Below are 23,061 nucleotides of genomic sequence, written 5' to 3'. Positions count from 1 at the left end.
TGGGTTCACTCGTATCATGGTGTGTTCCATCCGCAGGGGACGTCGTGTGAGCGATTCTCAACACAGCGACCACCAACTCGCTTTCATCTTTCCAGGCCAAGGCTCGCAATCGCCCGGCATGCTCGGTGAGCTTGCCCGCGACCATCCGCTGGTGGTCGAGACGTTTGCCGAAGCCAGCGCCGGTGCCGGGGTCGATCTGTGGGCGTTGAGCCAGGACGAGTCCGCGCAGCAGCTCAACCAGACCGAATTCACCCAGCCGGCGTTGCTTGCGGCAGGCGTGGCGGTATGGCGCCTGTGGCAGTCGCGTGGCGGCGCGCGTCCGGCGCACTTGGCGGGCCATAGCCTGGGGGAGTACAGCGCCCTGGTGGCCGCCGGCGTGCTTGAGCTGGGCGAGGCGGCCAGACTGGTGCGCCTGCGCGGTCAGTTGATGCAGGACGCCGCACCCGCCGGCACCGGTGCGATGGCCGCGATACTGGGTGCCGACGACGTGCTGGTCGAACAGGTCTGCCAATCGGTCTCGGGCAAGGAGGTCGTGGTGCCGGCGAACTACAACTCGCCGGGCCAGATCGTGATTGGTGGCGATGCCGCCGCCGTCGACAAGGCCTTGGTGCAGCTGGCCGATCGAGGCGTCCGCAAGGCGGTCAAGCTGGCCGTCAGCGTGCCATCGCACACGCCGCTGATGCGCGACGCTGCGGATCGCCTGGCCAAGGCGATGGACGATATCCGTTGGCAGCCGGCGCGGTTGCCGGTGGTACACAACGTCGACGCCAAGGTGCACGAGGGCAGTGAGGCGATCCGTGATGCATTGGTGCGCCAGTTGTACCTGCCGGTGCAGTGGACCCGCTGTATGCAGGCACTGGCCGAGTACGGTGCGCGGCGGTTCGTCGAGTGCGGTCCCGGCAAGGTGCTCACCGGGCTGGCCAAGCGGATCGACAAGACGCTGGAAGCGCGCTCGATCGGCACGGCGGTTGATTTCGAAGCCACCCTGGCCGATTGGAAACAATAGCCACTCATTCGCGGGCTGCCGGCAATGGCGCCTGCCAAGAAGGAAGACAAAAGACATGAGCAAGCAACCACTCAGCGGCGAGATCGCGCTTGTCACCGGTGCCAGTCGCGGCATTGGTGCCGCGATTGCCGACGAACTGGCGGCCCAGGGCGCGACCGTGATCGGCACCGCCACCAGCGAGCGCGGCGCCAACGCGATTGCGGAGCGTCTGGCCGGGCACGGCGGGCACGGCCGCGTCGTTGACGTGGTCGACGCCGCGGCAACCTCTGCGCTGATCGACAGCATCGGCAAAGACATCGGCGCGATCTCGATTTTGGTCAACAATGCCGGCATCACCCGCGACAACCTGTTGTTGCGCATGAAGGACGAGGACTGGCAGGCGGTGATCGACACCAACCTGAGCAGCGTCTATCGCACTTCCAAGGCGGTGATGCGCTCGATGATGAAGGCGCGTCGCGGCCGTATCGTCAATATCGCGTCGGTCATCGGCGCGACCGGCAACGCAGGCCAGGCCAACTACGCAGCGGCGAAGGCGGGCATCATCGCGTTCAGCAAGTCGCTGGCCAAGGAGATTGGCAGCCGTGGGATCACCGTCAACGTGGTCGCCCCCGGCTTCATTGACACCGACATGACCCGCGCACTGCCGGAGGATGCCAAAAACGCGATGCTGGGCCAGATTGCGTTGGGTCGTTTCGGCGAGCCGGCCGACATCGCACGGGCGGTGGCGTTTCTCGCCGGACCGTCTGCGGCCTACATCACCGGTGAGACCCTGCACGTGAACGGCGGAATGTACATGTCGTAGTTCCGCGACAGGCAACCGTAACCAAAGGGCTCCGCGATCGTCGCGAAGCTCTCGATTCCACTACACTATTCCATCGAATATCCCGTCCGGGAGGAGTGAATACCAATGAGCAGCATCGAAGAACGCGTCAAGAAAATCGTGGTCGAGCAACTGGGCGTCAAGGAAGACGAGGTCACCAACAACGCCTCGTTCGTTGACGATCTCGGCGCTGACTCCCTTGATACCGTCGAGCTGGTGATGGCGCTTGAAGAAGAGTTCGAGTGCGAGATCCCGGACGAGGAAGCCGAGAAGATCACCTCGGTGCAGCAGGCGATCGATTACGTGACGACCCACGTCAAGGCGTAACAGGGCCGCAGGTCGTGGTGCGACCGGTCCAGAACCGGCGCCCCATGCCCGGCAGCACCGACCGGGGCCGCATCACGCGGCCTTGAGTTTATCCAACGTACGAAACACGTCAGGCGCGTCATGGACCCCGTGACGGCGCGTCCGCAAGCGGAGTTCCCCATGTCCAATCGACCAGCCTCCAGCAGGCGCGTAGTCATCACCGGCCTTGGCATCGTCTCGCCGCTGGGTAACGACCTGGCCAGCAGCTGGGACGGCATCATCAATGGTCGCTCCGGCATTGGTCCGATCAGTCACTTCGACACCACCGGTTTCACCACCCGGATCGCCGGGCAGATCCATGACTTCGACGTCACCCATTGGGTGCCGACGAAGGATGCGAAGAAGATGGACCGCTTCATCCACTACGGCGTCGGTGCCTCATTGATGGCGCTGGCTGACTCCGGGCTGGAGATCGACGACGGCAACGCCGAGCGCATTGGCGCGTTGATAGGTTCAGGCATAGGCGGCATCCTTGGAATCGAGGAGCAGACCGCAAAATACCTGGCCGGCGGCCCACGCAAGATTTCACCGTTCTACGTGCCCAGCACGATCATCAACATGCTTCCCGGCCAGGTGTCGCTGCTGACCGGCATCAAGGGCCCCAATTTTTCCGCGGTCTCGGCTTGCGCGACCTCCAATCATTCGATCGGCATGGCGATGCGCCTGATCCAGTACGGCGATGCCGACGTGATGCTTGCCGGTGGCGCCGAGCGCGGTTCCTCGCCGACCTCAGTGGGCGGATTCTGCTCGATGAAGGCGATGTCGACCCGCAACGACGACCCCACCCGCGCCTCGCGCCCTTGGGACAAGGATCGCGACGGCTTCGTGCTCGGCGATGGCGCCGGCGTCCTGGTGCTGGAGGAGTACGAGCACGCCAAGGCCCGTGGCGCGCGGATTTATTGCGAGCTGGTCGGCTTCGGCGCCAGCTCCGATGCGTTCCACATGACCGCACCCAGCGAGGACGGCGAAGGGCCGGCACGCTGCATGGTTGCGGCAATGCGGGACGCGGGCGTCAATCCCGAACAGGTCGGGTATCTCAATGCGCATGGCACCTCGACCCCCTTGGGCGATCTTGCCGAGACCCTGGCGATCAAGCGCGCGTTCGGCGACCACGCCTACAAGACGATGGTGAGCTCGACCAAGTCGATGACCGGCCACTTATTGGGTGCGGCCGGCGGTGCCGAGGCGATCTTCTCGATCATGGCGCTGCATACCGGAATCATCCCGCCGACGATCAACCTGGAGGAGCCCGGCGAAGGCTGCGACCTGGATTACGTGCCGAATGTGGCGCGCGAGGCGAAGATCAATGTCGCCGTGTCCAATGGGTTCGGCTTCGGCGGCACCAATGGCACCCTGGTGTTCCAGCGGCTCTAACGGCATCCCGGACGCCGGTGCTCGATGGTGTCCAATCAACGATCAACATGGCCCTGACGTACCCGCTGGCTTCCCCGGTTGACCTGCTGGATCTGCATCGGCATGCACCCTCGCGCTACCCGCTGTTGCTGGAGTCCAGTGCCGCCGGCACCGTCCAGGGGCGTTGGGATGTGTTGCTGGCTGCCAATGGTGAATCGTTGCAGCTTGATCCCGATGGGCTGGTTCGCGACCAGCGCGGTGTCGTGGTCGGCGATGACTTCCTGCAGGCACTGGACAACGCTTGGCAAGCGGAACGGGTCGAGCCCGAACGCACCCGTTGGCCCTTCCGTGGCGGCTGGGCACTGTTGCTGGGTTATGAGCTGGCGGCCCAGATCGAGCCGGTGCTGAAGCTGCCGCCCGCGCCGGGTGGCTTGCCCGTGGCAGTGGCGATTCGTTGCCCGGCCGCAATATTGCGTGATCACGTCACCGGCGACTGCTTCGCATTGGCCGAGCCGGAATGTGGGGGCTTGCTTGAAACTATCGTGATCGATCTGGCTTCCCTGGCCGGACAGGCACCGATGTTCGCGTGGCAACCCCCATCATCGATTCGGGAGGATCCGCCACAGCGGTATCTCGACGGCGTCGCCCGGGTGCTTGACTACCTCGTTGCGGGTGATGTGTTCCAAGCCAATGTCTCGCGTGGTTGGTGCGCGTACTTTGATGCGCCGGTGGATCCGGCGGCGCTTTTCCAGCGACTGCGCAAGAATAATCCGGCACCGTTCGCCGGCATCTTCTCGGGTGCTGGCGTTGGCGCCGATGCGGATGCGGGTGCGACTTCATGCGGCGGTGCCGGTGACTGGTCCGTGGTCAGCGCTTCGCCGGAGCGACTGGTGTCGGTGCGCGGCGGCATGGTCGAAACCCGTCCCATCGCCGGTACCTGCGCGCGGGTAGCGGGTGACGACGACAGCGCCCGGATCAGCGAGTTGATCGCGCACCCCAAGGAGCGTGCGGAGCATGTGATGTTGATCGACCTGGAACGCAACGATCTTGGCCGGGTCTGTGTGCCCGGCAGCGTGGAGGTCGACGAGTTGATGGTGGTCGAGAGCTATGCCCACGTCCACCACATCGTCAGCAACGTGCGCGGTCGCTTGCGTGAGACAGTGACTCCAGGCGAGGTCATCCGCGCCGTGTTTCCGGGCGGAACCATCACCGGCTGCCCGAAGGTGCGTTGCATGCAGGTCATCGCCGAGCTCGAAGGCCAGGGCCGCGGCAGCTATACCGGCGCAATGGGCTGGCTTAACCGGGACGGCGACCTGGACCTCAATATCCTGATCCGTAGCGCGGAGATCGAGATGGACATGTTGCGCTTTCGCACCGGCGCCGGGATCGTGGTTGATTCCGATCCGGTCCGGGAGTTGGACGAGACCCGTGCCAAGGCGCGTGGAATGCTGCGCGCGCTCGGGTTTGGCGATGACAGTTGTAGTGGTACCCGGCAATGATGCGAACGACGGGCCCGGGCACGATTGACAGTGGCCGCGGAGGATCGTCAGGTCAGGGTGGTGGAGCGGCTGAGCCGCACGATGAGACGACGCGATTGTTCAGCGGCACCCGGCGCGTGGAGATGATCCGTGCAGACGACCGTGCGCTGATCTATGGCGATGGCCTGTTCGAGACCCTTCGCGCCCATCGTGGCAGCTTGCCGTGGTGGGACATGCATTGGGCCCGGCTGGAGCGTGGCGCACGCTGCCTGCAGATACCCACGCCGCCGGCGGCGCAGGTTCGCGACCAGGCCGAGCGCTTGCTTGATGGCGCCGACGGCGTGTTGAAGCTGCTGCTCAGCCGCGGCAGTGGCGGCCGTGGATACGCGCCACCGACCCACCCGCAGGCAAACTGGATGCTGTCGCTACACCCTTTGCCAGCACCGGCACCGACGCCGGGCCTGACCCTGCGCTGGTGCGATATCCGGCTGTCGATACAGCCGGCATTGGCCGGAATCAAACATTGCAACCGGCTCGAACAGGTGCTCGCACGCAGTGAATGGAACGACGTCGTCGCCGCCGACGAGGGCCTGATGTGCAGCATGGAGGGCGATGTGGTTTGCGCTACGGCGGCGAACCTGTTTGTACTGCACGGTGATCACTGGAGTACGCCGGAAGTGGATCGCTGCGGCGTTGCAGGCGTGTGTCGCCAGTGGTTGCTGGAGCGTTTTCCAATCCGGCAGGCCAGGTTGTCGCCGGCTGATGTCGAAACTGCCGATGCGATCGTCCTGACCAACGCGGTGCGGGGTATCCTGCCTGTCGTCCGGTTGGGCGAGCGCGGATGGCAGCCACACCCGATGGTGGCCCAGTGGCAGGATCGTCTCGCCGCCGAGCATCCCGCATTCGCCAAGCCGACAGGCACGGAGGTGTCGTGAGTCGTTCCCGCAAGCATCGTTTTGGTGCGTTTTTGCTGTTGATACTGGTGCTGTCGCTGATCGTCGCGGCGGTCGCGGGATTCTGGGCATGGCAACGCTACACCGCCTTCGCCACGACGCCGATTGCCGGCCTGCAGGAGGGCGACAGCGTGGTCATCGATCGTGGTGATTCGCTGCCGGTCGTGGTGGCCAAGCTGCGCCAGGCGGGCGTCCGCGAAGGCGGCGAGTACGAATGGCGCCTGCTGGCACGCCAACTCGGTGCCGCGTCCACGCTGCATGTGGGCGAGTACGCCCTCGACCCGGGCATCTCGCCGCAGGAGTTGCTGATCGCGATGGGACGGGGCGACATCATCCAGCATCGCTTCACGATCGTGGAGGGCTGGAACATCCGCGAGCTGCGGGCGGCATTGGCCAGCGCGGAGCCACTGGAGCACGCTGCAACCGGCCTCGATGCCGCCGCGCTGATGGAGGCGCTGAATTACCACGACGAGCATCCGGAAGGCCGGTTCCTGCCCGAGACCTACCTGTACAGTCGCGGTGACAGCGACCTGGACCTGTTGCGCCGCGCCCACGATGCGATGGATCAGGCATTGGCTGCCGCGTGGGAAGCGCGCGACCCCGAGATCGGCCTGGAAAGTCCCTATGAGATGCTGATCATGGCGTCGATCGTGGAGAAGGAAACCGGGATCGCATCCGAGCGCCCGCAGATTGCCGGAGTGTTCGAGCGCCGACTGAAAATCGGCATGAAGTTGCAGACCGATCCCACCGTCATCTATGGCATGGGTGCCGACTACGACGGCAATATCCGTCGCAGCGACCTGACTACCGACACCCCGTACAACACCTACACCCGCAGCGGACTGCCACCGACTCCGATTGCAATGCCCGGCGTGGATGCGCTGCAGGCGGTCGCCCATCCGGTATCGGGCGATGCGTTGTATTTCGTTGCCGTCGGCGATGGCAGCGGCCGCCACCTGTTTGGCAAGTCGCTGGCCGAACACCAGGCCAACGTGCGCAAGTACCTGCACAACTACCGCCAGCGCATGCGCCAAGCGCAGGACGCGAGCCCGACCCCATGAGCCTGCTGGTGCAACCGCGATTGTTGAGCCTGGAAGGCGGCGAGGGCGCCGGCAAGTCGACTGTGATGGCTGCGCTGGCCGAGGCGTTGCGGGTATCGGGAGCGTCGGTCGTATGCACCCGCGAGCCGGGGGGCACGCCGATGGCCGAGCAGATCCGCGACTTGCTGTTGCGCAGCGGCGATGAGCCGCACGCGCCGGAAACCGAGTTGTTGCTGATGTTCGCCGCGCGCTCGCAACATGTCCGCCAGCTGGTCCTGCCGGCGCTGCAGCGCGGCGCATGGGTGATCAGCGACCGATTTACCGATGCCAGCTATGCCTATCAGGGGGCGGCACGCGGCGGCGACCCGGATTTCATCACCGAGCTGGAGCGGCGCGTGGTGGGCATCGTCCCGGGCCTGACCCTGCTGCTCGATGTGCCGGTCCAACTCGGCCTGCAACGTGTGCGCGGGCGAGGAAACAGCGACCGGATCGAAGGTGAGGCCGACGATTTCTTCGAGCGCGTGCGCGGTGCCTACCTGGCACGCGCCGCGGCCGACCCGTCGCGGTTCCGGGTGATCGACGCCAGCCAGTCCCCCGCCGCCGTGGCGAGCGAAGCGATTGCCCACCTGCGTGCCTACCAGGCCGCATTGGCATGAGTGGGTTCGCGCCGTGGCAACAGAGCGTCTACGATCACGCCGCCAGCGCGATTGATGCCGGCCGCCTCGGTCATGGCCTGCTGTTCTGTGGCCCGGCCCGGCTGGGCAAGCTGGCGGTGGCCGAGCGTCTCGCCAAGCGCTTGTTGTGCCTGGATCGCGCGGCCGGTGGCGAGCCTTGCGAGGCGTGCCGCAGCTGCCGTCTGTTTGCGGTACGTTCGCAAACCGATCCGGTCGAGCTGCGTCCCGATGGCTCGTTGGCGCATCCTGGAGGACATACCGGCCATCCGGACTTCTCGCAGATCAGCTACGGCATCAATGACAAGGCGAAGCCCAAGCCCAAGTCGCGTTCCGAGATCGTGATCGAACAGATGCGCAAGCTCTCCGAGCGGATGGCCCTGAGCCCGCACTATGGCGAGGTCAAGATCGCGATCATCGAGCCGGCCGATGCGATCAACCATGCCGGTGCCAATGCCCTGCTCAAGACGCTGGAGGAACCGGTTCCTGGCCGCTATCTGTGGTTGGTCAGCGCCAATCCCTCGCGGCTGTCGGCGACCATTCGCAGTCGTTGCCAGAAGCTTGAGTTCCGCCTGCCACCGCAAAGTGAAGCCCTGGCCTGGTTGCAGCAACAGGGTCACGCACAGGTCAAGGCCGCCGAGGCGCTTGCTGCGGCCCGCGGCCATCCGGGTCTGGCCCACGAATGGCTGCAGGGAGACGGTCTGGATTTGCGGCGTCAGGTGGCAAGCGACCTGGAGCAGGTGGCCCGTGGTCAACTGGCCGTCGTCGAGACCGCGCAGCGCTGGGTGGCGGACGGCGATGCAGATCAGCGCCTGAGCTTCGCCGCCGACCTGGCCCTGACGATGGCCAGGCAAGCCGATGGCTTGACCGACCCGATGGGCACGCGCAGTCTGGCAACATGGTTTGACCGCGCCAATCGCGCACGCGGACTGTTGCGTACGACGGTTCGTGCCGATCTGGTGGTGGTTGAGTTGTTGATGGCCTGGCGCGTCGCACAAGCACGCCGGGCCGCCGGGAAACGTGGGGACAGCACTATGCAGGGGAAAGCGTCATGAGTGGAGCAGGTGGGGCGAGCCAGGGCATCGTGACCCTGGCAGTAAAGGACAAGGCGGCGCTATACAACGCCTACATGCCCTATATCCGCCATGGCGGCATCTTCGTACCGACGGCGAAGCGTTATTTCCTCGGTGACGAGGTGTTCCTGCTGTTGACCCTGCCCGAGTCCGGCGAGCGCCTGCCGGTGGCCGGCAAGGTCATCTGGGTAACGCCTGCCGGCGCCCAGGGTAATCGCCCGTCCGGCATCGGCATCCAGTTTGCCGATACCGCCGAAGGCGAAAGCCTGAAGGGCAAGATCGACGCGCTCCTGGCAGGCAGCCTGGAGGCGGAGCGCGCGACCCACACCATGTAGTCGGTCGCACCGTGTCAGCGGTGCAAGACTCATCGCAACGCGGCGGAGTCCCAGCCCGGTCGCGGTGCAAATCGATCGCCGTGTCGGGCTTGCAGCTGCTTGAGGCGCTCCAGCAACGCGTCCGCGCCGGTCTCGCGGATGTACTGGATCGGGCCACCCCGGAACGGCGCGAACCCGGTACCGAAGATCACCCCGGCATCCAGCAGGTCGGCATCGGCAACGACTCCGTCGTGCAGGCAGGCGACCGCCTCGTTGAGCATCGGCAGGATCAGGCGATCCTCGATGTCGGCGGGCGCTTCGTAATTCTCGGGCAATTCCGGCTTGATCGCCTTGCCGTCCTCCCACTTGTACAGCCCCTGCCCATCCTTCTTGCCGCGCTTGCCCGGCTCGGCCTGGGTGGCGAGCGCGTCGGGAACCTGCAGGCCGAGGAATGGCGACAGCTCCGCGCCGACCCCGGCCGCGACGTCCAGACCGACCGTGTCGACCAGTTCGATCGGTCCCATCGGCATGCCGAACTTCTCCGCTGCCTTGTCGATCGCCTTGCCGGGAATGCCTTCCGCGTAGGCGGTGACCGCTTCCAGCATGTATGGGAACAGCACCCGGTTGACCAGGAATCCCGGGGTTCCGGCCACCGGGACCGGCAGCTTGCCAATCGCCTTGCAGAAGGCGGCCAGGCGTTGCCGCGCTTCCGGGGACAGCCCGTCGTGGAGCACGATTTCGACCAGCGGCATCAGTGCCACCGGGTTGAAGTAGTGCAGTCCGGCGAACTGCGCCGGGCGCTGGATCCCATCGCGCAACTCAAGCAGCGGAATCGACGAGGTGTTGGTGACCAGCAACGCATCGGGCTTCATTTGCGGCTCCACCGCCGCGTACAGCTCGCGCTTGGCGGCCGGTTGCTCGATGATCGCCTCGATCACCAGGTCCGCCTTGCCCGCACCGTCGCCGGCAAGATCGCCTTTCAGTCGCGCTGCCACGGCCGGCCGCTGGGTCTCGTCCTTGACCTTCTTGGCGAACAGCTTGCCGGCGCGCTCCATCGCGGTGTCGATGTAGCGTTGCTCACGATCGTTGAGGGTGACCTGGAAGCCCTTGTAGGCCGACCATGCCGCGATGTCGCCGCCCATCACTCCGGCGCCGATCACGTGCACGTGGTTGATGCCGTGGTCTCCGCCGCCGGCGGATTTCAACCGCTCCTGCAGGAAGAACACCCGGATCAGGTTGCGCGCGGTCGGTGTCGAAGCGAGCTTGGCGACCGATTTGCGCTCGCCAGCCAGCCGCGCCTCGATTCCGCCGCCGGTGGTCTTCCATGTGTTGATCAATGCGTACGGCGCCGGGTAATGCTCCTTGCGGGCCTTGCGCGCGACCTGCTTGAGCAGCATCGGCGCCATCACCTGGCGCGCCGGCCAGGTGTTGCTCAGCCAGCCCATGGCGCGTTGCTTGAGCGGGCGCTTGCCACCGCGCAGCACCAACGTGGCGGCTGCATCGACCAGCGTCGCCTTGTCCGTGGTCTTGTCGATGAGCCCGTTCGCGCGTGCCGCCGAGGCCGACAAGGTGCGTCCGGTCAGCATCATGTCGAACGCCGCCGGCGCGCCGATCAATTTTGGCAATCGCACGCTGCCGCCCCAGCCCGGATAGATGCCGAGTTTGACCTCGGGCAGGCCGATCCGGGTCGAGGGATCCTTGCTGGCGACACGGTAGTCGCAAGCCAGGGCCAGCTCGGTGCCACCGCCCATGCAGAAGCCGTGGATCGCCGCGGCGGTAGGGCAGGGCAACCCGGCCACGCGCTGGAACACCTGCTGGCCACGCTTGAGTGCGCCGGCGACATTGCCTTGCTCGTCGAAGCTCCGGAACTCCTTGATGTCGGCGCCGGCGATGAAACCGCTGTCCTTGGCCGAGCGAAATACCACGCCCTTGGGCGGATCGCTGGCCAGCCGCTCCACCAGCGAGTCCAACTCGATCAGCACGTCCTGCGATAGCGAGTTGACGGCTTCGCCGGCACGGTCGAGCGCCAACACCAGGACGCCATCGGGGCGTACTTCTGCGTGCCAGTGCTGGACGCGCAAACCGGCGAATGTCGGCACTGCGGTGTCATGAGGGGCCATGCGGCACCATCCGTTCAAGTATGGATCAAGCCGCTATCATCCCGAGGTTGTTTGACCTGCGTCAAATAGGGCAACGTCGACACAGCTTGGACACCAATGGGCCGATGATGGTTGCGGTCGTGCCATGGCGCCCCAATCGTTGTGGTAATTGAACTTTCGTCCCGACAGGGTTGTCTCATTGCTTGGCCATGGCCGAGCTGACAGGAGTGCCGGCGCGCGGTATGGCCGAAAATGATCTGGACCAGGAACTGGTCAGGCGTGTGCAGCAGGGCGACAGCACTGCGTTCGATGCATTGGTGCTCAAGTACCAGCATCGGATCGTGGCGTTGATCGGCCGCTACATCTCTGACTGGAGTGAATGCCAGGACGTCGCCCAGGATGCATTCATGCGCGCTTATCGTGCGATGCCGAATTTTCGTGGCGATGCGCAGTTCTACACATGGTTGCACCGTATCGCCGTGAATACCGCCAAGAACCACCTGGTTGCGCAAAAACGTCGCCCGCCGACCGATGACATTGACGCTGGCGATGCCGAGCAATTCGATGTTGGTGTCCGCCTGCGTGACAACGACACCCCGGAACGCGAACTGATGCGCCACCAGGTGGAACAAACGGTGATGCGCGTGGTCGAAGGATTGCCGGAAGACCTGCGTGTGGCGATCAGCCTGCGCGAGGTCGATGGCCTGAGCTACGACGAGATCGCACAGAAAATGGAGTGTCCAATTGGAACCGTGCGCTCGCGGATTTTTCGTGCCCGCGAAGCGATCGATATCGAACTGCGCCCCCTGCTTGACCAGGACCACGACTCCCCGGAGCGGAAACAGTGATGCCGAATAGTCCAATCCATGATGCCGATCGCGAGACCCTCAGCGCGCTGTTTGATGGACAGTTGGAGGGCGACACGGCGCGTTTCGCGCTGAAGCGACTTGGGCACGATGCGCAGTGGCGGCGGACCTGCGGTCACTGGCAGCTGGCCGGTGATGTCTTGCGTGGAAACACAGGTGACCTGGCGCCGCCGGACTTCGCAGCGCGGGTGATGGCAGCGGTGGCGCGTGAATCGCGGGAAGCCATGCCCGCAGCGTCGACGCATTCCGTCGCCTCGGGGGCCGTGGCCACGGCTCGTCGACGCTGGATCGGCGGCGCGGCGCTGGCCGCCTCGGTCGCGATGGCGGCGTTGTTCGTCGTGCGTCCGTTGACCCAGACCGCCGCTCCGATGCTGGAAACATCGGCCCAGCAGGTCACCTCCAGCGGGGCAGCGGGCGGTTCAGCCACTGCCACGGCGGACGGCGTGGTTCCTGCACCGACGCTGCAGGCACCCACGCTGCAAGTCGCCAGCGTGCCGCAAGCGCCGTTGCCACAAACCGGGACTCTCGAACCCACGACCTCCACCGGAGGTGCTCCGGCAACCGCCGCAGCCGCGACCGCCATCGCGGTTGCCGAACTGCCGCGGCGTGCCAGTGAGCGTCGTTCGCGCGGACAATCCCAGCGCGCCGCTTTGCGTGGTGTGAAGCGCGAGGCACCGATGCAAGTGCTTGCCGCCGCGTCGGCCACGCCAGCCTCACCGCCGGTGATGCCCACGATGGCCGTGGCAGATGCGGCCGGCTCGTCGGTGCACCCGTTCCAGCCTCGCGGCGAGATTGCGTCGCGGCCTTGGCCGCGTGCGGCGTTACCCGATTACCCGATTGCCGGCGGAACCCTGACGGCCAGCTACGACGGTGACAGCGTTACCGAGCAGCCATCGCCGTCGTTTTATCCGTTCGAGCCGCAGGCGTTGCACGATGACGGGGCCGCCTCGCGATCGAGTTGGCCGCAGGCCACCGATTTGCCGTGACCTGAGCGTGGCCGTGACCCTGCGCGTGACTGCCGCCGCCGACACCGCCGTCGAGCCGGTCACCCACGACTCCGCACATACCCTTCCTCGCAACTTCAGGTCGATTCCATGAACCGTCCCTTTCGTTCCATTGCCTTGCTCGGCACGCTTGCCGCTGCCTTGCCCATCGCCTGCACGGCGCAGCAATCGCCGACGGTCGCGGTGGCGGCCTCGCAGGCAGTCACGCCGCCAACCGCACAGCCGATCGTCAGCGGCCTGCCGGATTTCACCGCACTGGTGAAGCGGGTTGGCCCGGCGGTGGTCAACATCAGCGCGGAGACCGCGCCGCGCCGCAGCAGCTCGCAGCAAGGGCTGCCCGATGGCGTTGAGGAGCTGTTCCGTCGCTTCGGGATGCCGTTCCCGGGCGCGCCGGGTGGACCGCACGGCCCACGCGGTGGCGCGACGTCGCTGGGCAGCGGGTTCGTGATTTCCGACGATGGCTACGTGCTGACCAACTTCCATGTGGTCGATGGGGCCGACACCGTCACCGTGACCTTGTCGGACCGCCGTGAGTTCCAGGCCGAGGTGGTCGGCAGCGACGAGCAATACGACATCGCGCTGCTGAAGATCGATGCCGACAACCTGCGCTGGCTGCGTCCGGGCCAGTCCTCGACACTGCAACCAGGCCAATGGGTGGTGGCGATTGGCTCGCCGTTTGGCCTGGATCATTCGGTGACCGCCGGGATCGTCAGCGCCGTCGGCCGCTCCAACCAGTATTCCGGCCAACAGTACGTGCCCTTCATCCAGACCGACGTGGCCATCAACCCGGGCAATTCCGGTGGCCCGCTGCTCAACACCTCCGGCGAGGTGGTCGGGATCAACTCGCAGATATTCTCCCGTTCCGGTGGCTACATGGGGGTCAGCTTCGCGATCCCGATCGACCTGGCAATGGGCGCGGTCGAGCAGATCAAGGCGACCGGCAAGGTCAGTCGCGGCATGCTCGGGGTCAACATCCAGGAGGTCAGCAACGTGGCTGCCGAGGCGATTGGTTTGCCCGACAGCCGTGGCGCGATGGTCAGCAATGTCCAGCCCGGCAGCGCCGCCGACAAGGCCGGTATCGAGCCCATGGACGTGATCCGCTCGTTCAATGGTGCCGAGGTGACCGATTTCAGTGACCTGCCGCCACTGGTAGGCGCGGTGGCTCCCGGCAGCAAGGCGAAGCTGGAGATATTCCGCGGCGGCAAGCTGCGCGAGATCGACCTGGTGGTTGGCGGGGACGAGTCGTTCGCCACCGCTGCGGCATCGGGTGGCAATTCCAGGGCGCCCTCTGCGACGACCTCGACGGGAGTCAATCCACTGGGTCTGGTGGCACGCGACCTGGCGGCGGGGCAACGGCAGCAGCTCGGCCTGAAGGACGATGAAGGCGTGCTGTTGGTCGGGGTCGATAACGAGTCGGCGCGTGCCGCGGGATTGCAGGCCGGAGACGTTGTCACCGCCATCGGTCGCAAGGCCGTGGGCAGCGTCGCGGCATTCAACCGCGAACTGGCCGGCACCAAGCCCGGTGAGACGGTGATGTTGCTGATCCAGCGCGGCAACGCCGTGCAGTTCAAGGCAGTGACGGCGCCCAAGGATTGAGTGCTGCATCGGGCGGGATGGCAGCAATGGCGGCCGGCCCCATGCGCACGGCCGGACGCCGCGGGTATGCGATAATCGCGTGTTGACCTCCCCCGGCCCAGAGCCCGTTGCCGCCCGCATGCAGCAGATACGAAATTTCTCCATCATCGCCCACGTCGACCACGGCAAGTCGACCCTGGCAGACCGCATCATCCATATGTGCGGCGGCCTGAGTTCGCGCGAGATGGAGGCCCAGGTGCTCGACACCAATCCGATCGAGCGCGAACGCGGGATCACCATCAAGTCGCAGTCGGTATCCGTGCCGTATACCGCGCGTGACGGCAAGACCTACCAGCTCAATTTCATCGACACGCCCGGCCACGTTGACTTCAGCTACGAGGTCAGCCGCTCGCTGGCCGCCTGCGAAGGCGCGCTGTTGGTGGTGGACGCCGCCCAGGGCGTGGAAGCGCAGTCGGTCGCCAACTGCTACACCGCCGTCGAGCAGGGCCTGGAAGTGGTGCCGGTGATCAACAAGATCGACCTTCCGACGGCCGATATCGATCGCGCCAAGGCCGAGATCGAGGCGGTGATCGGGATCGACGCCAGCGACGCGGTCGCGATCAGTGCCAAGACCGGGCTGAACGTCGAGGAAGTGCTGGAGGCGATCGTCACCCGCATCCCGCCGCCCCAGCCGCGCGACACCGACAAGCTGCAGGCGCTGATCATCGACTCGTGGTTCGACAACTACCTGGGCGTGGTCAGCCTGGTGCGGGTGATGCAGGGCGAGATCACCCCGGGCAGCAAGATCCTGGTGATGTCGACCGGTCGCACCCACCTGGTCGACAAAGTCGGCGTGTTCACCCCCAAGCGCAAGGACACGGCCAAGCTTGGCGCCGGCGAGGTAGGCTGGATCAACGCCTCGATCAAGAACGTGCACGGCGCCCCGGTCGGCGACACCCTGACCCTGGCCAGCGACCCGGCCAGCAAGCCGCTCCCGGGCTTTCAGGAAATGCAGCCGCGCGTTTTCGCGGGCCTGTTTCCGGTCGATGCGGACGATTACCCGGACCTGCGCGAAGCGCTCGACAAGCTGCGCCTGAACGATGCCGCGATGCGCTTCGAGCCCGAATCCTCCGAAGCGATGGGGTTTGGCTTCCGCTGTGGTTTCCTCGGCATGCTGCACATGGAGATCGTCCAGGAGCGGCTGGAACGCGAGTACGACCTCAACCTGATCAGCACCGCGCCCACCGTGGTCTACGAAGTGCTCAGGACCGATGGCGAGATCGTCTCGCTGGACAACCCGGCCAAGCTGCCGCCGTCCAACCTGATCGAGGAAGTCCGCGAACCGATCATCCGCGCGAACATCCTCACCCCGCCCGATTACGTCGGTAACGTGATCACCTTGTGCGAGGAAAAACGCGGCAACCAGATCGGCATCACCTACCTGGGCAGCCAGGTGCAGATCAGCTACGAGTTGCCGATGAGCGAGGTGGTGCTGGACTTCTTTGATCGCCTCAAATCCGTATCGCGTGGCTACGCATCGCTTGACTACCATTTCCTGCGTTTCCAGGCCGGCCCGTTCGTGCGCGTGGATACCCTGATCAACGGCGACAAGGTCGATGCCCTCAGCATCATTACCCATCGCGCGCACGCGGACCGGCGTGGCCGGGAGATCAGCGAGAAAATGCGCGAACTGATTCCGCGGCAGATGTTCGACGTGGCCATCCAGGCGGCAGTGGGTTCGCAGATCATCGCCCGCAGCACAGTCAAGGCGATGCGCAAGAACGTGCTGGCCAAATGCTACGGTGGCGACATTTCGCGCAAGAAGAAGCTGCTCGAGAAGCAAAAAGCCGGTAAGAAGCGGATGAAGCAGGTTGGTAACGTCGAGATCCCGCAGGAAGCGTTCCTGGCGGTACTGCAAGCCGACCACAAATAGTCGCAACACATTGAGGAAGACGCATGCGTTGGTTTGAAATTGCCCTGGTGACGTTCACCGTCGTGTCCGGCTTGGTGTGGCTGCTCGATAAATTGGTACTGGCTCGGCGCAGGGCCGCCTATCAGGGGCTGCTCGATGACGATGCCGAGCCGTGGTATGTCGATTATGCGAAGGCGTTCTTCCCTGTGTTACTGGCGGTATTGGTGCTGCGAAGCTTCATCGCCGAACCGTTCCGGATACCCTCCAATTCGATGATGCCGACCCTGCTGACCGGCGACTTCATCCTGGTCAACAAGTTCGCCTACGGCTTGCGCCTGCCGATCATCAACAAGAAATTCATCGATACCGGCGAGCCCGAGCGTGGCGACGTGGTGGTGTTCCATCCGCCGCATCATCCTGAGCAGGACTGGATCAAACGCGTGATCGGGCTGCCGGGTGACCGGATCGGCTATTACGACAACCAGGTCCATATCAACGGTGCTCCCGTCGCGTACGAATCACTGGGGAGCTACCAGGGCCATGGCAAGGGCACCCAGATGACTGGGGCCGAGGAGTTGCGTGAACAATTGCCGGGTCGCACGCACCTCGTGCTGGAGCGCACCAACCTGCCATTTACCGACCCCGCACAGGGTGAGTGGGTGGTGCCGGCCGGTCAGTATTTCGTGATGGGGGACAATCGCGACAATAGTGAAGACAGTCGATACTGGGGATTCCTGCCGGAGGAGAACCTGCGCGGCAAGGCGTTCCTGATCTGGATGAATATCGATGGGGGGATCAATTTCTCGCGCATCGGGCAGTCGATCCAGTAGGGTTCGGCAGCACGGTGTGCAACCAACAAAAGGGGAGCAACTGAAATGAAGCGTACGCAAGGTGGCATGACCCTGGTGGGGTTCATTATCGTTTTGGGGGTGGCTGGTGTGTTCATCTACATGGGGATGAAGGTGATTCCCATGTATTCGGAGTACTACTCGGTCAAGCAGGCCCTGGCTGGCCTGGAGAACGAAGCGGACATCGCCAGCCAATCGCCGGCAAAAATCAAGGACATGTTTTTCCGCCGTTTGTACATCAGCTACGCGGAAACGGTGAAGCCCGAGCACGTCAAGATCGTGCGCCAGGATTCCGGGTACCTGATCACGGTGGATTACGAAGTGCGCAAGCCGCTGATTGCCAACCTGGATGTGGTGGGCAAGTTCAGCACCGAGAAACAATTGCGGCGCGGCGTCGGGAACCCCTGACCGGGACCGGATGGTGACTGACCGGATTGGCCATGTTTTCGCGCGCACCGAGTTGCTGTCCCAGGCGCTGACCCATCGCAGTGCCGGTGCGCCGCATAACGAGCGGCTGGAATTCCTCGGTGACGGGCTGGTCAACCTGTTTGTTGCCGAAGCCCTGTACTTGCGTTGGCCACGAGCCGACGAGGGCGCGCTGACCCGCGCGCGCGCCGAACTGGTGCGCGAATCGGCTCTGGCGCCAATTGCGCGTGCGCTGGCACTGGGCGATCGGCTGACACTGGGCCCGGGGGAGATGAAGTCCGGCGGACATCGCCGCGATTCGATCCTGGCTGACGCCGTGGAGGCCCTGGTCGCGGCCATTTACCTGGACGCCGGGTTCGAGGCCTGCCGGGCCGTGGTGATGCCATGGTTCGCTGAGCAGATGGACGCGTTGCCGCCGCCGCACAAGGTCGGCAAGGACGCCAAGACGCGGCTGCAGGAATGGCTGCAAGGCCGGCAAAAGCCGTTGCCGGTATACCAGTTGATTGCCGAAAGCGGTGAGGATCACGCCAAGACCTTCCGGGTCAGCTGCACCCTTGGACAGCCGATGCTGGTGACCGAAGGTGAGGGCAATTCGCGTCGTGGCGCGGAGCAGGCGGCGGCGACGGCGGCATTGGCGGCCGTCACGGCGGCCTGAATCGGGTGGCGGTGGGCGACCGCTCACCTGTCTGGCTTTACAATCTCCCCATGAATCCATCGCACCGCAGCGGCCACGTCGCCGTCATTGGCCGTCCCAACGTCGGCAAATCCACCCTGACCAATGCCTTGGTTGGCGCCAAGGTGAGCATCGTCTCGTCCCGGCCACAAACCACCCGTCACCGTTTGCTGGGCATTGCCACCTTTGCCGACGGCCAACTGCTGTTGGTCGATACCCCCGGCCTGCATCGTGACCAGGGTAAATCCACCGCGACCGCCATGCATCGCTGGATGAATCGCGCGGCGCGCGGCGCGCTGGAAGGCGTGGATGCGGCGATGCTGGTGGTGCGTGCAGGCAAGTGGGAAGAGTCGGACAGCTTCGCCTACCAGGCGCTGCGCCACGCGGGTGTGCCGGTGATCTTGGTGGTCAACCAGATCGACCGGATGAAGGACAAGACCGACCTGTTGCCCTACCTGGCGCAGGTATCGGAAGGACGTGACTTTGCCGGGATCCATCCGATCTCCGCGCTCAAGCGCAAGGGCCTGGACCCGCTGGTCAAGCAGTTGCTGGGGCTGATGCCCGAGCAGGCGGCGCAGTATGCCGATGATGAGATTACCGACAAGAGCCAACGCTTCCTGGCCGGTGAACTGGTCCGCGAGCAGCTGATGCGCCAACTCGGCGAGGAGCTGCCGTATGCCACCACGGTGGAAATCGAGCGGTTCATCGTCGACGGCCCGCTGCTGCGGATCGGTGCGGTGATCTGGGTCGAGCGCGATGGCCAGAAGGCGATCGTGATCGGCAAGGGCGGTGAACGGCTGCGCGAGATCGGCACCCGGGCGCGGATACAGATGGAGCAACTGTTCGCGGCGAAAGTGTTCCTGGAAACCTGGGTCCGTGTACGCGAAGGCTGGTCGGATGACGAGGCCGCGCTGCGGGCGTTTGGCTACCACGACTGACACCATCATCCACGGTGGGACCTGCGAGTGGCCATGCGCCTGAACAAGGAACCCGCGTTTGTCCTGCATGCCCGCGCGTGGCGCGAGACCAGCTTGCTGGTCGAGGTTCTGAGCGCCAACCATGGCCGTTTGGGGCTGGTGGCGCGCGGCGTGCGCGGCGCACGGCAACATTCATTACGCGCGGCGTTGCAACCGTTGCAATGGATCGCCCTGGATGCCGTGCAGCAGGGCGAGCTGGCCCAGTTGCGCAGCGCCGAGGCACTGGATGCCGCGCCGCGCCTGACCGGCGAGGCGATGCTGGCGGGGTTCTACCTCAACGAATTGAGCTTGCGATTGACCCCGCGGGGTGAGCCGCAACCCGGGCTTTTCCTCGCCTACGCAGTCACCCGCGAGCGACTGCGTGCCACCGAGCCACTGGGATGGACGTTGCGGCGCTTCGAGCGTGACCTGTTGGAAGCGTTGGGCTACGGCCATGACTGGACGTGCGACAGCGATGGCGTCCCCATCGACCCGGCCGCCCGCTACCGGGTCGACCCTGAGCGTGGCCTGCAGCGGCTGCTCAGTGATCGTGGCCATGACGACCGCCGACAGGCCGCGACCGGGCGTGGACTGTTGTCACTGGCCGCCGACCAGTTGCCCGTGGACGACGACCTGCCGGGACTGCGGCGCGTGATGCGGGTACTGCTGGCCCATCACCTCGGGCCACGTGGCTTGAAGTCATGGGAGATGCTGGCGGCCCTGCCAAGGATCGGTCGACGCTAACGCAACCCGGCAAGCGTGGCTTGCGCCGCGGCATCGAAGCGGGAGATCGCCACCGTGGTTTCCGGGTCCTGCTGCAATGCCTGCACCGACGCGCCCAAGCGTGCCGCACCCACAAAACCGCAACTGGCGCGTAGCTTGTGCAACTCGTCGTGCAGTTGGTCAAGCTGGCCCGCGCCCGCCGCGGCCATGACCCGCTGGCGCACGGACGGAAGCTCGTCGCTGAAAAGCCGTCGCAGCGTCTCGATGTGGTGGCGATTGCCATTGAGTGCGGTGGCGGCGGCCTCGTCATCCCATAGCGGTGGGTTGTCGGTGGCATCGGTGGCCACTTCGATGTCGGTCCCGGTGTCGACCGCAAGCCCAAGCACCCGCCGCACCGCCGCTTGCAGGTGGGTGGACGACAAGGGTTTGACCAGGATCTCCTCGAAGCCTGCCAGCGCAAGTGCTTCCAGCACGGCCGGCTCGCGGGAGGCGGTGTGGGCGATCCCGGGGATGCCCGGGTGCAAGGCCTGCAGCCGGGCGAGCAATGCCGCCCCGGTGCCGTCGGGCAAGCTGGCATCGAGCAGCCACAGGTCGTACCGGCCCGTGTTGGCCAGCGCCAAGGCCTCCGCCATGTTGCCGGTGCAGTCCACCCGGGCCGGCAACGCGCCCACGGCAGCGGCGAGGAAGGCGGCGCTGGTCGGATCGTCCTCCACCAGCAAGACGCGGGGCAGGTCGGATGTCGTATTCATCGGGAACCCTGTCTTGGCTGGTTATGCTGCGACGATGGTTTTTTCGATACTACCCTTGCGACTGCGCCGTTTGTCCAGCGTTGCGGGCTTGCTGGTTCTGGCGAGACTGGTTCTTGCGAGACTGATGCTGGCGGCGCTGCTGGTGAGCGGTGCGGCACAGGCACGCTCGGTCACCGCGCACATCGATCGGGTCGATAGCGCGGTCGCCAACCTGCGCGGGGTGGAGGTGGAACTGTCGTGGCCAGCCGATGCACCGCAAGGGGCGCTGCGCTTGCAGGTGCGCGAGGCCGTGTCACCTGCGCTGGGTTATCGGTTCACAGGGCTGGACTGGCGCTGCCCGCTACAGCGCTTGGAAGCGGCAGACGGAGACAATAACCGGTGGCGCTGCACCGGCCCGGTGCTTGGCCACGGCAAGGTGATGCAGCTATCGGTCGTAATCGACGCAGCGTCGACCCATGCCAGGCTGTCGGACGGTGATCAACGGATCGAACTGCACCGCAGCGCGGCCCGGCCCGATGCCACCCGGATCGATCTGGTCCAGGTGCCGTTGGCCTGGGCCCAGGCGCTGGCGTCGCAGGCCTGGGAGGCGGCGCGAATCACCGGCGGCACCCTCGACAGCCAGTTGCTCATCACTGCGCCCGATGATGCTCCATTGCGGATCGCCGGTCCGCTCGCCCTGCATGCGGCCGGATTTGATACGCCCGATGGCACGATTGCCGCGGCAGGGCTGGAGGCGCGGCTGGATGTCGAGGCCCTGCTGGGTGACCGTGACCGCGTCAACGTCGCCGGTACCCTGGGAGACGGCGAGCTGCTGTTTGGCTCCACTTATGTGGCGTTGCAGCAGCGCCAGGTCGACTTGCTGGTGGCGGCGCAGCGGCAGGATGGACAGGGCTGGCAACTGCCGCGCCTGCAATGGCATGACCCCGGATTGCTGGTGGCCGACGCCACGGCGGCGTTTGACCTGGACGCCGGTCTGCAAGCCCTGGAGGCGCGCGTCCACGCACCGGTATTGGCACCGCTGCGGGACGGCTACCTGAGCGGCTGGCTTGGGATGGCGGGGCTGGAAGAGCTGGCGCTGAACGGCAGCGCCGATGCATGGGTGCGGATGGAGGAAGGGGCATTGGTCGAGGCTTCACTGTCGCTGCATGAGGTGAGCTTGACCGACCCGGACGACCGATTCGGCTTTCAAGGACTGGATGGCGACCTGCGCCTGTCCTCCGCTTCCACGGTGGACAGTGAGCTGCGCTGGCGGGGTGGCACGTTGCATGGCATTCCCTTCGGCGCGGCCTCGCTGCCCTTCACCAGTGATGCCGGAGCGTTGCGCCTGGCGGAACCGGTCGATCTGTCCATCCTGGGCGGCAATGCGCACTTCGATCACCTGCAGATCCGACCGCCGGCGGCCGATAGGGAGCTGGATATCCGCTTCGGCCTGGCGTTGCAGGCACTGGACATCGCGCAGCTGTCGGAGGCCCTGGATTGGCCGGCGTTCACTGGCCAGCTGAGCGGGACCATTCCCCATGCCAGCTACGTCGGTGACCGCTTGCAGTTCGATGGTGGCCTGAACGTGCAGTTGTTCGGCGGCGAAGTGGCGGTAACCGGCCTGTCGATGGAGCGTCCGTTCGGTGTACTGCCGACACTCTCGGCCGATATTGCCTTCAATGACATCGACCTGCTGTCGCTCACCGGCGCATTCGACTTTGGCAGCATCAGCGGCAAGCTTGACGGCAGCATCGCCGAGCTGCGACTGGTGGATTGGCAAGCGGTTTCCTTCTCGGCCCGCATTGCCACTGACCGCCATCGCGGCGTGCGCCAACGGATCAGCCAACGCGCCGTGCAGGATCTGACCAGCGTCGGCAACGCGTCGTTCGTGAACTCGCTGCAATCACAATTGATCGGCTTCTTCGACGACTTCGGCTATTCGAAGATCGGAATCGGCTGCACGCTGTCACGGGAGGTGTGCACGATGGACGGGATAGGTTCAGCGGGCGAGGGCTTTATACTCGTACGTGGCTCGGGCCTGCCGCGATTGACCGTGGTGGGCTTCAACCGCCGGGTCGATTGGCCGACGCTGGTCGAACGCCTCGCCGCGGTAGGCAAGGGTGACGTGAAGCCGGTAGTTGACTAGCGTGTTGTGGACTAGCGTGTAGTCGACTAGC

Annotated in this window: 22 protein-coding genes; 20 read left to right on the top strand and 2 right to left on the bottom strand. The window is 65.3% G+C overall.

Annotated features, from left to right (window positions below):
* Positions 1-46 precede the first annotated feature (46 nt).
* The 10 genes from fabD to ACW5DN_RS07035 all read left to right on the top strand — a co-directional run bounded on the left by fabD (position 47) and on the right by ACW5DN_RS07035 (position 9,095).
* The gene (fabD, locus tag ACW5DN_RS07080; protein ID WP_456962022.1) at positions 47-1,006 is read left to right on the top strand and encodes an ACP S-malonyltransferase; all 960 of its coding nucleotides are present in this window, start codon (positions 47-49) and stop codon (positions 1,004-1,006) included.
* Between the two features lie 55 nt (positions 1,007-1,061).
* Positions 1,062-1,808 carry a 3-oxoacyl-ACP reductase FabG gene (gene fabG, locus ACW5DN_RS07075; RefSeq protein ID WP_456962021.1) on the top strand — a complete coding sequence of 249 codons (747 nt, stop codon included), beginning with the start codon at positions 1,062-1,064 and terminating at the stop codon, positions 1,806-1,808.
* Positions 1,809-1,913: 105 nt separating this feature from the next.
* The gene (gene acpP, locus ACW5DN_RS07070) at positions 1,914-2,153 is read left to right on the top strand and encodes an acyl carrier protein (protein ID WP_456962020.1); all 240 of its coding nucleotides are present in this window, start codon (positions 1,914-1,916) and stop codon (positions 2,151-2,153) included.
* Positions 2,154-2,312: 159 nt separating this feature from the next.
* Positions 2,313-3,566 carry a beta-ketoacyl-ACP synthase II gene (gene fabF / locus ACW5DN_RS07065; RefSeq protein WP_456962019.1) on the top strand — a complete coding sequence of 418 codons (1,254 nt, stop codon included), beginning with the start codon at positions 2,313-2,315 and terminating at the stop codon, positions 3,564-3,566.
* 47 nt (positions 3,567-3,613) lie between these two features.
* Positions 3,614-5,044 (top strand): aminodeoxychorismate synthase component I, encoded by a 1,431-nt coding sequence (locus tag ACW5DN_RS07060; RefSeq protein WP_456962018.1) that lies wholly within the window; start codon positions 3,614-3,616, stop codon positions 5,042-5,044.
* Positions 5,045-5,166: 122 nt separating this feature from the next.
* Positions 5,167-5,958, top strand: coding sequence for an aminodeoxychorismate lyase (gene pabC / locus ACW5DN_RS07055; RefSeq protein WP_456962017.1), 792 nt, complete (start codon positions 5,167-5,169; stop codon positions 5,956-5,958).
* The gene (gene mltG, locus ACW5DN_RS07050; RefSeq protein WP_456962016.1) at positions 5,955-7,037 is read left to right on the top strand and encodes an endolytic transglycosylase MltG; all 1,083 of its coding nucleotides are present in this window, start codon (positions 5,955-5,957) and stop codon (positions 7,035-7,037) included. Before pabC ends, mltG begins: the two co-directional genes overlap by 4 nt.
* Positions 7,034-7,672, top strand: a complete 639-nt coding sequence (gene tmk / locus ACW5DN_RS07045; protein ID WP_456962015.1) for a dTMP kinase — start codon at positions 7,034-7,036, stop codon at positions 7,670-7,672. The genes mltG and tmk overlap by 4 nt, the downstream gene beginning before the upstream one ends.
* The gene (locus ACW5DN_RS07040; protein ID WP_456962014.1) at positions 7,669-8,742 is read left to right on the top strand and encodes a DNA polymerase III subunit delta'; all 1,074 of its coding nucleotides are present in this window, start codon (positions 7,669-7,671) and stop codon (positions 8,740-8,742) included. The genes tmk and ACW5DN_RS07040 overlap by 4 nt, the downstream gene beginning before the upstream one ends.
* Entirely contained in the window at positions 8,739-9,095 is a 357-nt protein-coding gene (locus ACW5DN_RS07035; RefSeq protein WP_456962013.1) for a PilZ domain-containing protein, read from the top strand. Before ACW5DN_RS07040 ends, ACW5DN_RS07035 begins: the two co-directional genes overlap by 4 nt.
* Positions 9,096-9,124: 29 nt before the next feature.
* On the opposite strand, the gene ACW5DN_RS07030 is transcribed toward ACW5DN_RS07035, so the two are convergent.
* Positions 9,125-11,194: a 3-hydroxyacyl-CoA dehydrogenase NAD-binding domain-containing protein gene (locus tag ACW5DN_RS07030; protein ID WP_456962012.1), complete on the bottom strand. Its 2,070-nt coding sequence runs from the start codon at positions 11,192-11,194 to the stop codon at positions 9,125-9,127.
* Positions 11,195-11,415: 221 nt separating this feature from the next.
* Between ACW5DN_RS07030 and rpoE the strand changes: the two genes are divergently transcribed.
* The 9 genes from rpoE (at position 11,416) to recO (ending at position 20,177) form a co-directional block, all read left to right on the top strand.
* Entirely contained in the window at positions 11,416-12,021 is a 606-nt protein-coding gene (gene rpoE, locus ACW5DN_RS07025) for an RNA polymerase sigma factor RpoE (RefSeq protein WP_456962011.1), read from the top strand.
* The gene (locus tag ACW5DN_RS07020) at positions 12,021-13,025 is read left to right on the top strand and encodes a sigma-E factor negative regulatory protein (protein ID WP_456962010.1); all 1,005 of its coding nucleotides are present in this window, start codon (positions 12,021-12,023) and stop codon (positions 13,023-13,025) included. The genes rpoE and ACW5DN_RS07020 overlap by 1 nt, the downstream gene beginning before the upstream one ends.
* A gap of 108 nt (positions 13,026-13,133) precedes the next feature.
* Positions 13,134-14,639, top strand: a complete 1,506-nt coding sequence (locus tag ACW5DN_RS07015; RefSeq protein WP_456962009.1) for a Do family serine endopeptidase — start codon at positions 13,134-13,136, stop codon at positions 14,637-14,639.
* 118 nt (positions 14,640-14,757) lie between these two features.
* A complete protein-coding gene (lepA, locus tag ACW5DN_RS07010) occupies positions 14,758-16,551 on the top strand; it encodes a translation elongation factor 4 (RefSeq protein WP_456962984.1) in 1,794 nt (597 codons plus the stop codon).
* Positions 16,552-16,574: 23 nt separating this feature from the next.
* Entirely contained in the window at positions 16,575-17,360 is a 786-nt protein-coding gene (gene lepB, locus ACW5DN_RS07005; protein ID WP_456962008.1) for a signal peptidase I, read from the top strand.
* A 45-nt stretch (positions 17,361-17,405) separates the two neighbouring features.
* On the top strand, positions 17,406-17,786 hold the full coding sequence (locus ACW5DN_RS07000) for a DUF4845 domain-containing protein (protein ID WP_456962007.1): 381 nt from the start codon (positions 17,406-17,408) through the stop codon (positions 17,784-17,786).
* A 10-nt stretch (positions 17,787-17,796) separates the two neighbouring features.
* Positions 17,797-18,459 carry a ribonuclease III gene (gene rnc / locus ACW5DN_RS06995; RefSeq protein ID WP_456962006.1) on the top strand — a complete coding sequence of 221 codons (663 nt, stop codon included), beginning with the start codon at positions 17,797-17,799 and terminating at the stop codon, positions 18,457-18,459.
* Between the two features lie 50 nt (positions 18,460-18,509).
* The gene (gene era, locus ACW5DN_RS06990; RefSeq protein WP_456962005.1) at positions 18,510-19,415 is read left to right on the top strand and encodes a GTPase Era; all 906 of its coding nucleotides are present in this window, start codon (positions 18,510-18,512) and stop codon (positions 19,413-19,415) included.
* A 33-nt stretch (positions 19,416-19,448) separates the two neighbouring features.
* The gene (gene recO / locus ACW5DN_RS06985) at positions 19,449-20,177 is read left to right on the top strand and encodes a DNA repair protein RecO (protein WP_456962004.1); all 729 of its coding nucleotides are present in this window, start codon (positions 19,449-19,451) and stop codon (positions 20,175-20,177) included.
* Here the strand turns inward: recO and ACW5DN_RS06980 are convergent.
* The gene (locus ACW5DN_RS06980; RefSeq protein WP_456962003.1) at positions 20,174-20,905 is read right to left on the bottom strand and encodes an Hpt domain-containing response regulator; all 732 of its coding nucleotides are present in this window, start codon (positions 20,903-20,905) and stop codon (positions 20,174-20,176) included. The two genes, recO and ACW5DN_RS06980, sit on opposite strands and share 4 nt — an antisense overlap.
* A 55-nt stretch (positions 20,906-20,960) precedes the next feature.
* Between ACW5DN_RS06980 and ACW5DN_RS06975 the strand changes: the two genes are divergently transcribed.
* Positions 20,961-23,030, top strand: coding sequence for a hypothetical protein (locus ACW5DN_RS06975; protein WP_456962002.1), 2,070 nt, complete (start codon positions 20,961-20,963; stop codon positions 23,028-23,030).
* Positions 23,031-23,061 lie beyond the last annotated feature (31 nt).

It is taken from the genome of Lysobacter sp. A289 (assembly GCF_054072675.1).
The sequence above is the reverse complement of the archived record's forward strand: the minus strand, read 5'-3'. Positions and strand labels throughout refer to the sequence as shown.

Coding starts and splice junctions, on each gene's coding strand:
- rpoE (WP_456962011.1), top strand. CDS start 11,416: ATGGCCGAAAATGATCTGGACCAGGAACTGGTCAGGCGTGTGCAGCAG.
- fabG (WP_456962021.1), top strand. CDS start 1,062: ATGAGCAAGCAACCACTCAGCGGCGAGATCGCGCTTGTCACCGGTGCC.
- pabC (WP_456962017.1), top strand. CDS start 5,167: ATGATCCGTGCAGACGACCGTGCGCTGATCTATGGCGATGGCCTGTTC.
- fabF (WP_456962019.1), top strand. CDS start 2,313: ATGTCCAATCGACCAGCCTCCAGCAGGCGCGTAGTCATCACCGGCCTT.
- ACW5DN_RS07030 (WP_456962012.1), bottom strand. CDS start 11,194: ATGGCCCCTCATGACACCGCAGTGCCGACATTCGCCGGTTTGCGCGTC.
- rnc (WP_456962006.1), top strand. CDS start 17,797: ATGGTGACTGACCGGATTGGCCATGTTTTCGCGCGCACCGAGTTGCTG.
- lepA (WP_456962984.1), top strand. CDS start 14,758: ATGCAGCAGATACGAAATTTCTCCATCATCGCCCACGTCGACCACGGC.
- ACW5DN_RS07000 (WP_456962007.1), top strand. CDS start 17,406: ATGAAGCGTACGCAAGGTGGCATGACCCTGGTGGGGTTCATTATCGTT.
- era (WP_456962005.1), top strand. CDS start 18,510: ATGAATCCATCGCACCGCAGCGGCCACGTCGCCGTCATTGGCCGTCCC.
- ACW5DN_RS07015 (WP_456962009.1), top strand. CDS start 13,134: ATGAACCGTCCCTTTCGTTCCATTGCCTTGCTCGGCACGCTTGCCGCT.
- tmk (WP_456962015.1), top strand. CDS start 7,034: ATGAGCCTGCTGGTGCAACCGCGATTGTTGAGCCTGGAAGGCGGCGAG.
- ACW5DN_RS07040 (WP_456962014.1), top strand. CDS start 7,669: ATGAGTGGGTTCGCGCCGTGGCAACAGAGCGTCTACGATCACGCCGCC.
- ACW5DN_RS07020 (WP_456962010.1), top strand. CDS start 12,021: ATGCCGAATAGTCCAATCCATGATGCCGATCGCGAGACCCTCAGCGCG.
- ACW5DN_RS06980 (WP_456962003.1), bottom strand. CDS start 20,905: ATGAATACGACATCCGACCTGCCCCGCGTCTTGCTGGTGGAGGACGAT.
- recO (WP_456962004.1), top strand. CDS start 19,449: ATGCGCCTGAACAAGGAACCCGCGTTTGTCCTGCATGCCCGCGCGTGG.
- lepB (WP_456962008.1), top strand. CDS start 16,575: ATGCGTTGGTTTGAAATTGCCCTGGTGACGTTCACCGTCGTGTCCGGC.
- ACW5DN_RS07060 (WP_456962018.1), top strand. CDS start 3,614: ATGGCCCTGACGTACCCGCTGGCTTCCCCGGTTGACCTGCTGGATCTG.
- ACW5DN_RS07035 (WP_456962013.1), top strand. CDS start 8,739: ATGAGTGGAGCAGGTGGGGCGAGCCAGGGCATCGTGACCCTGGCAGTA.
- acpP (WP_456962020.1), top strand. CDS start 1,914: ATGAGCAGCATCGAAGAACGCGTCAAGAAAATCGTGGTCGAGCAACTG.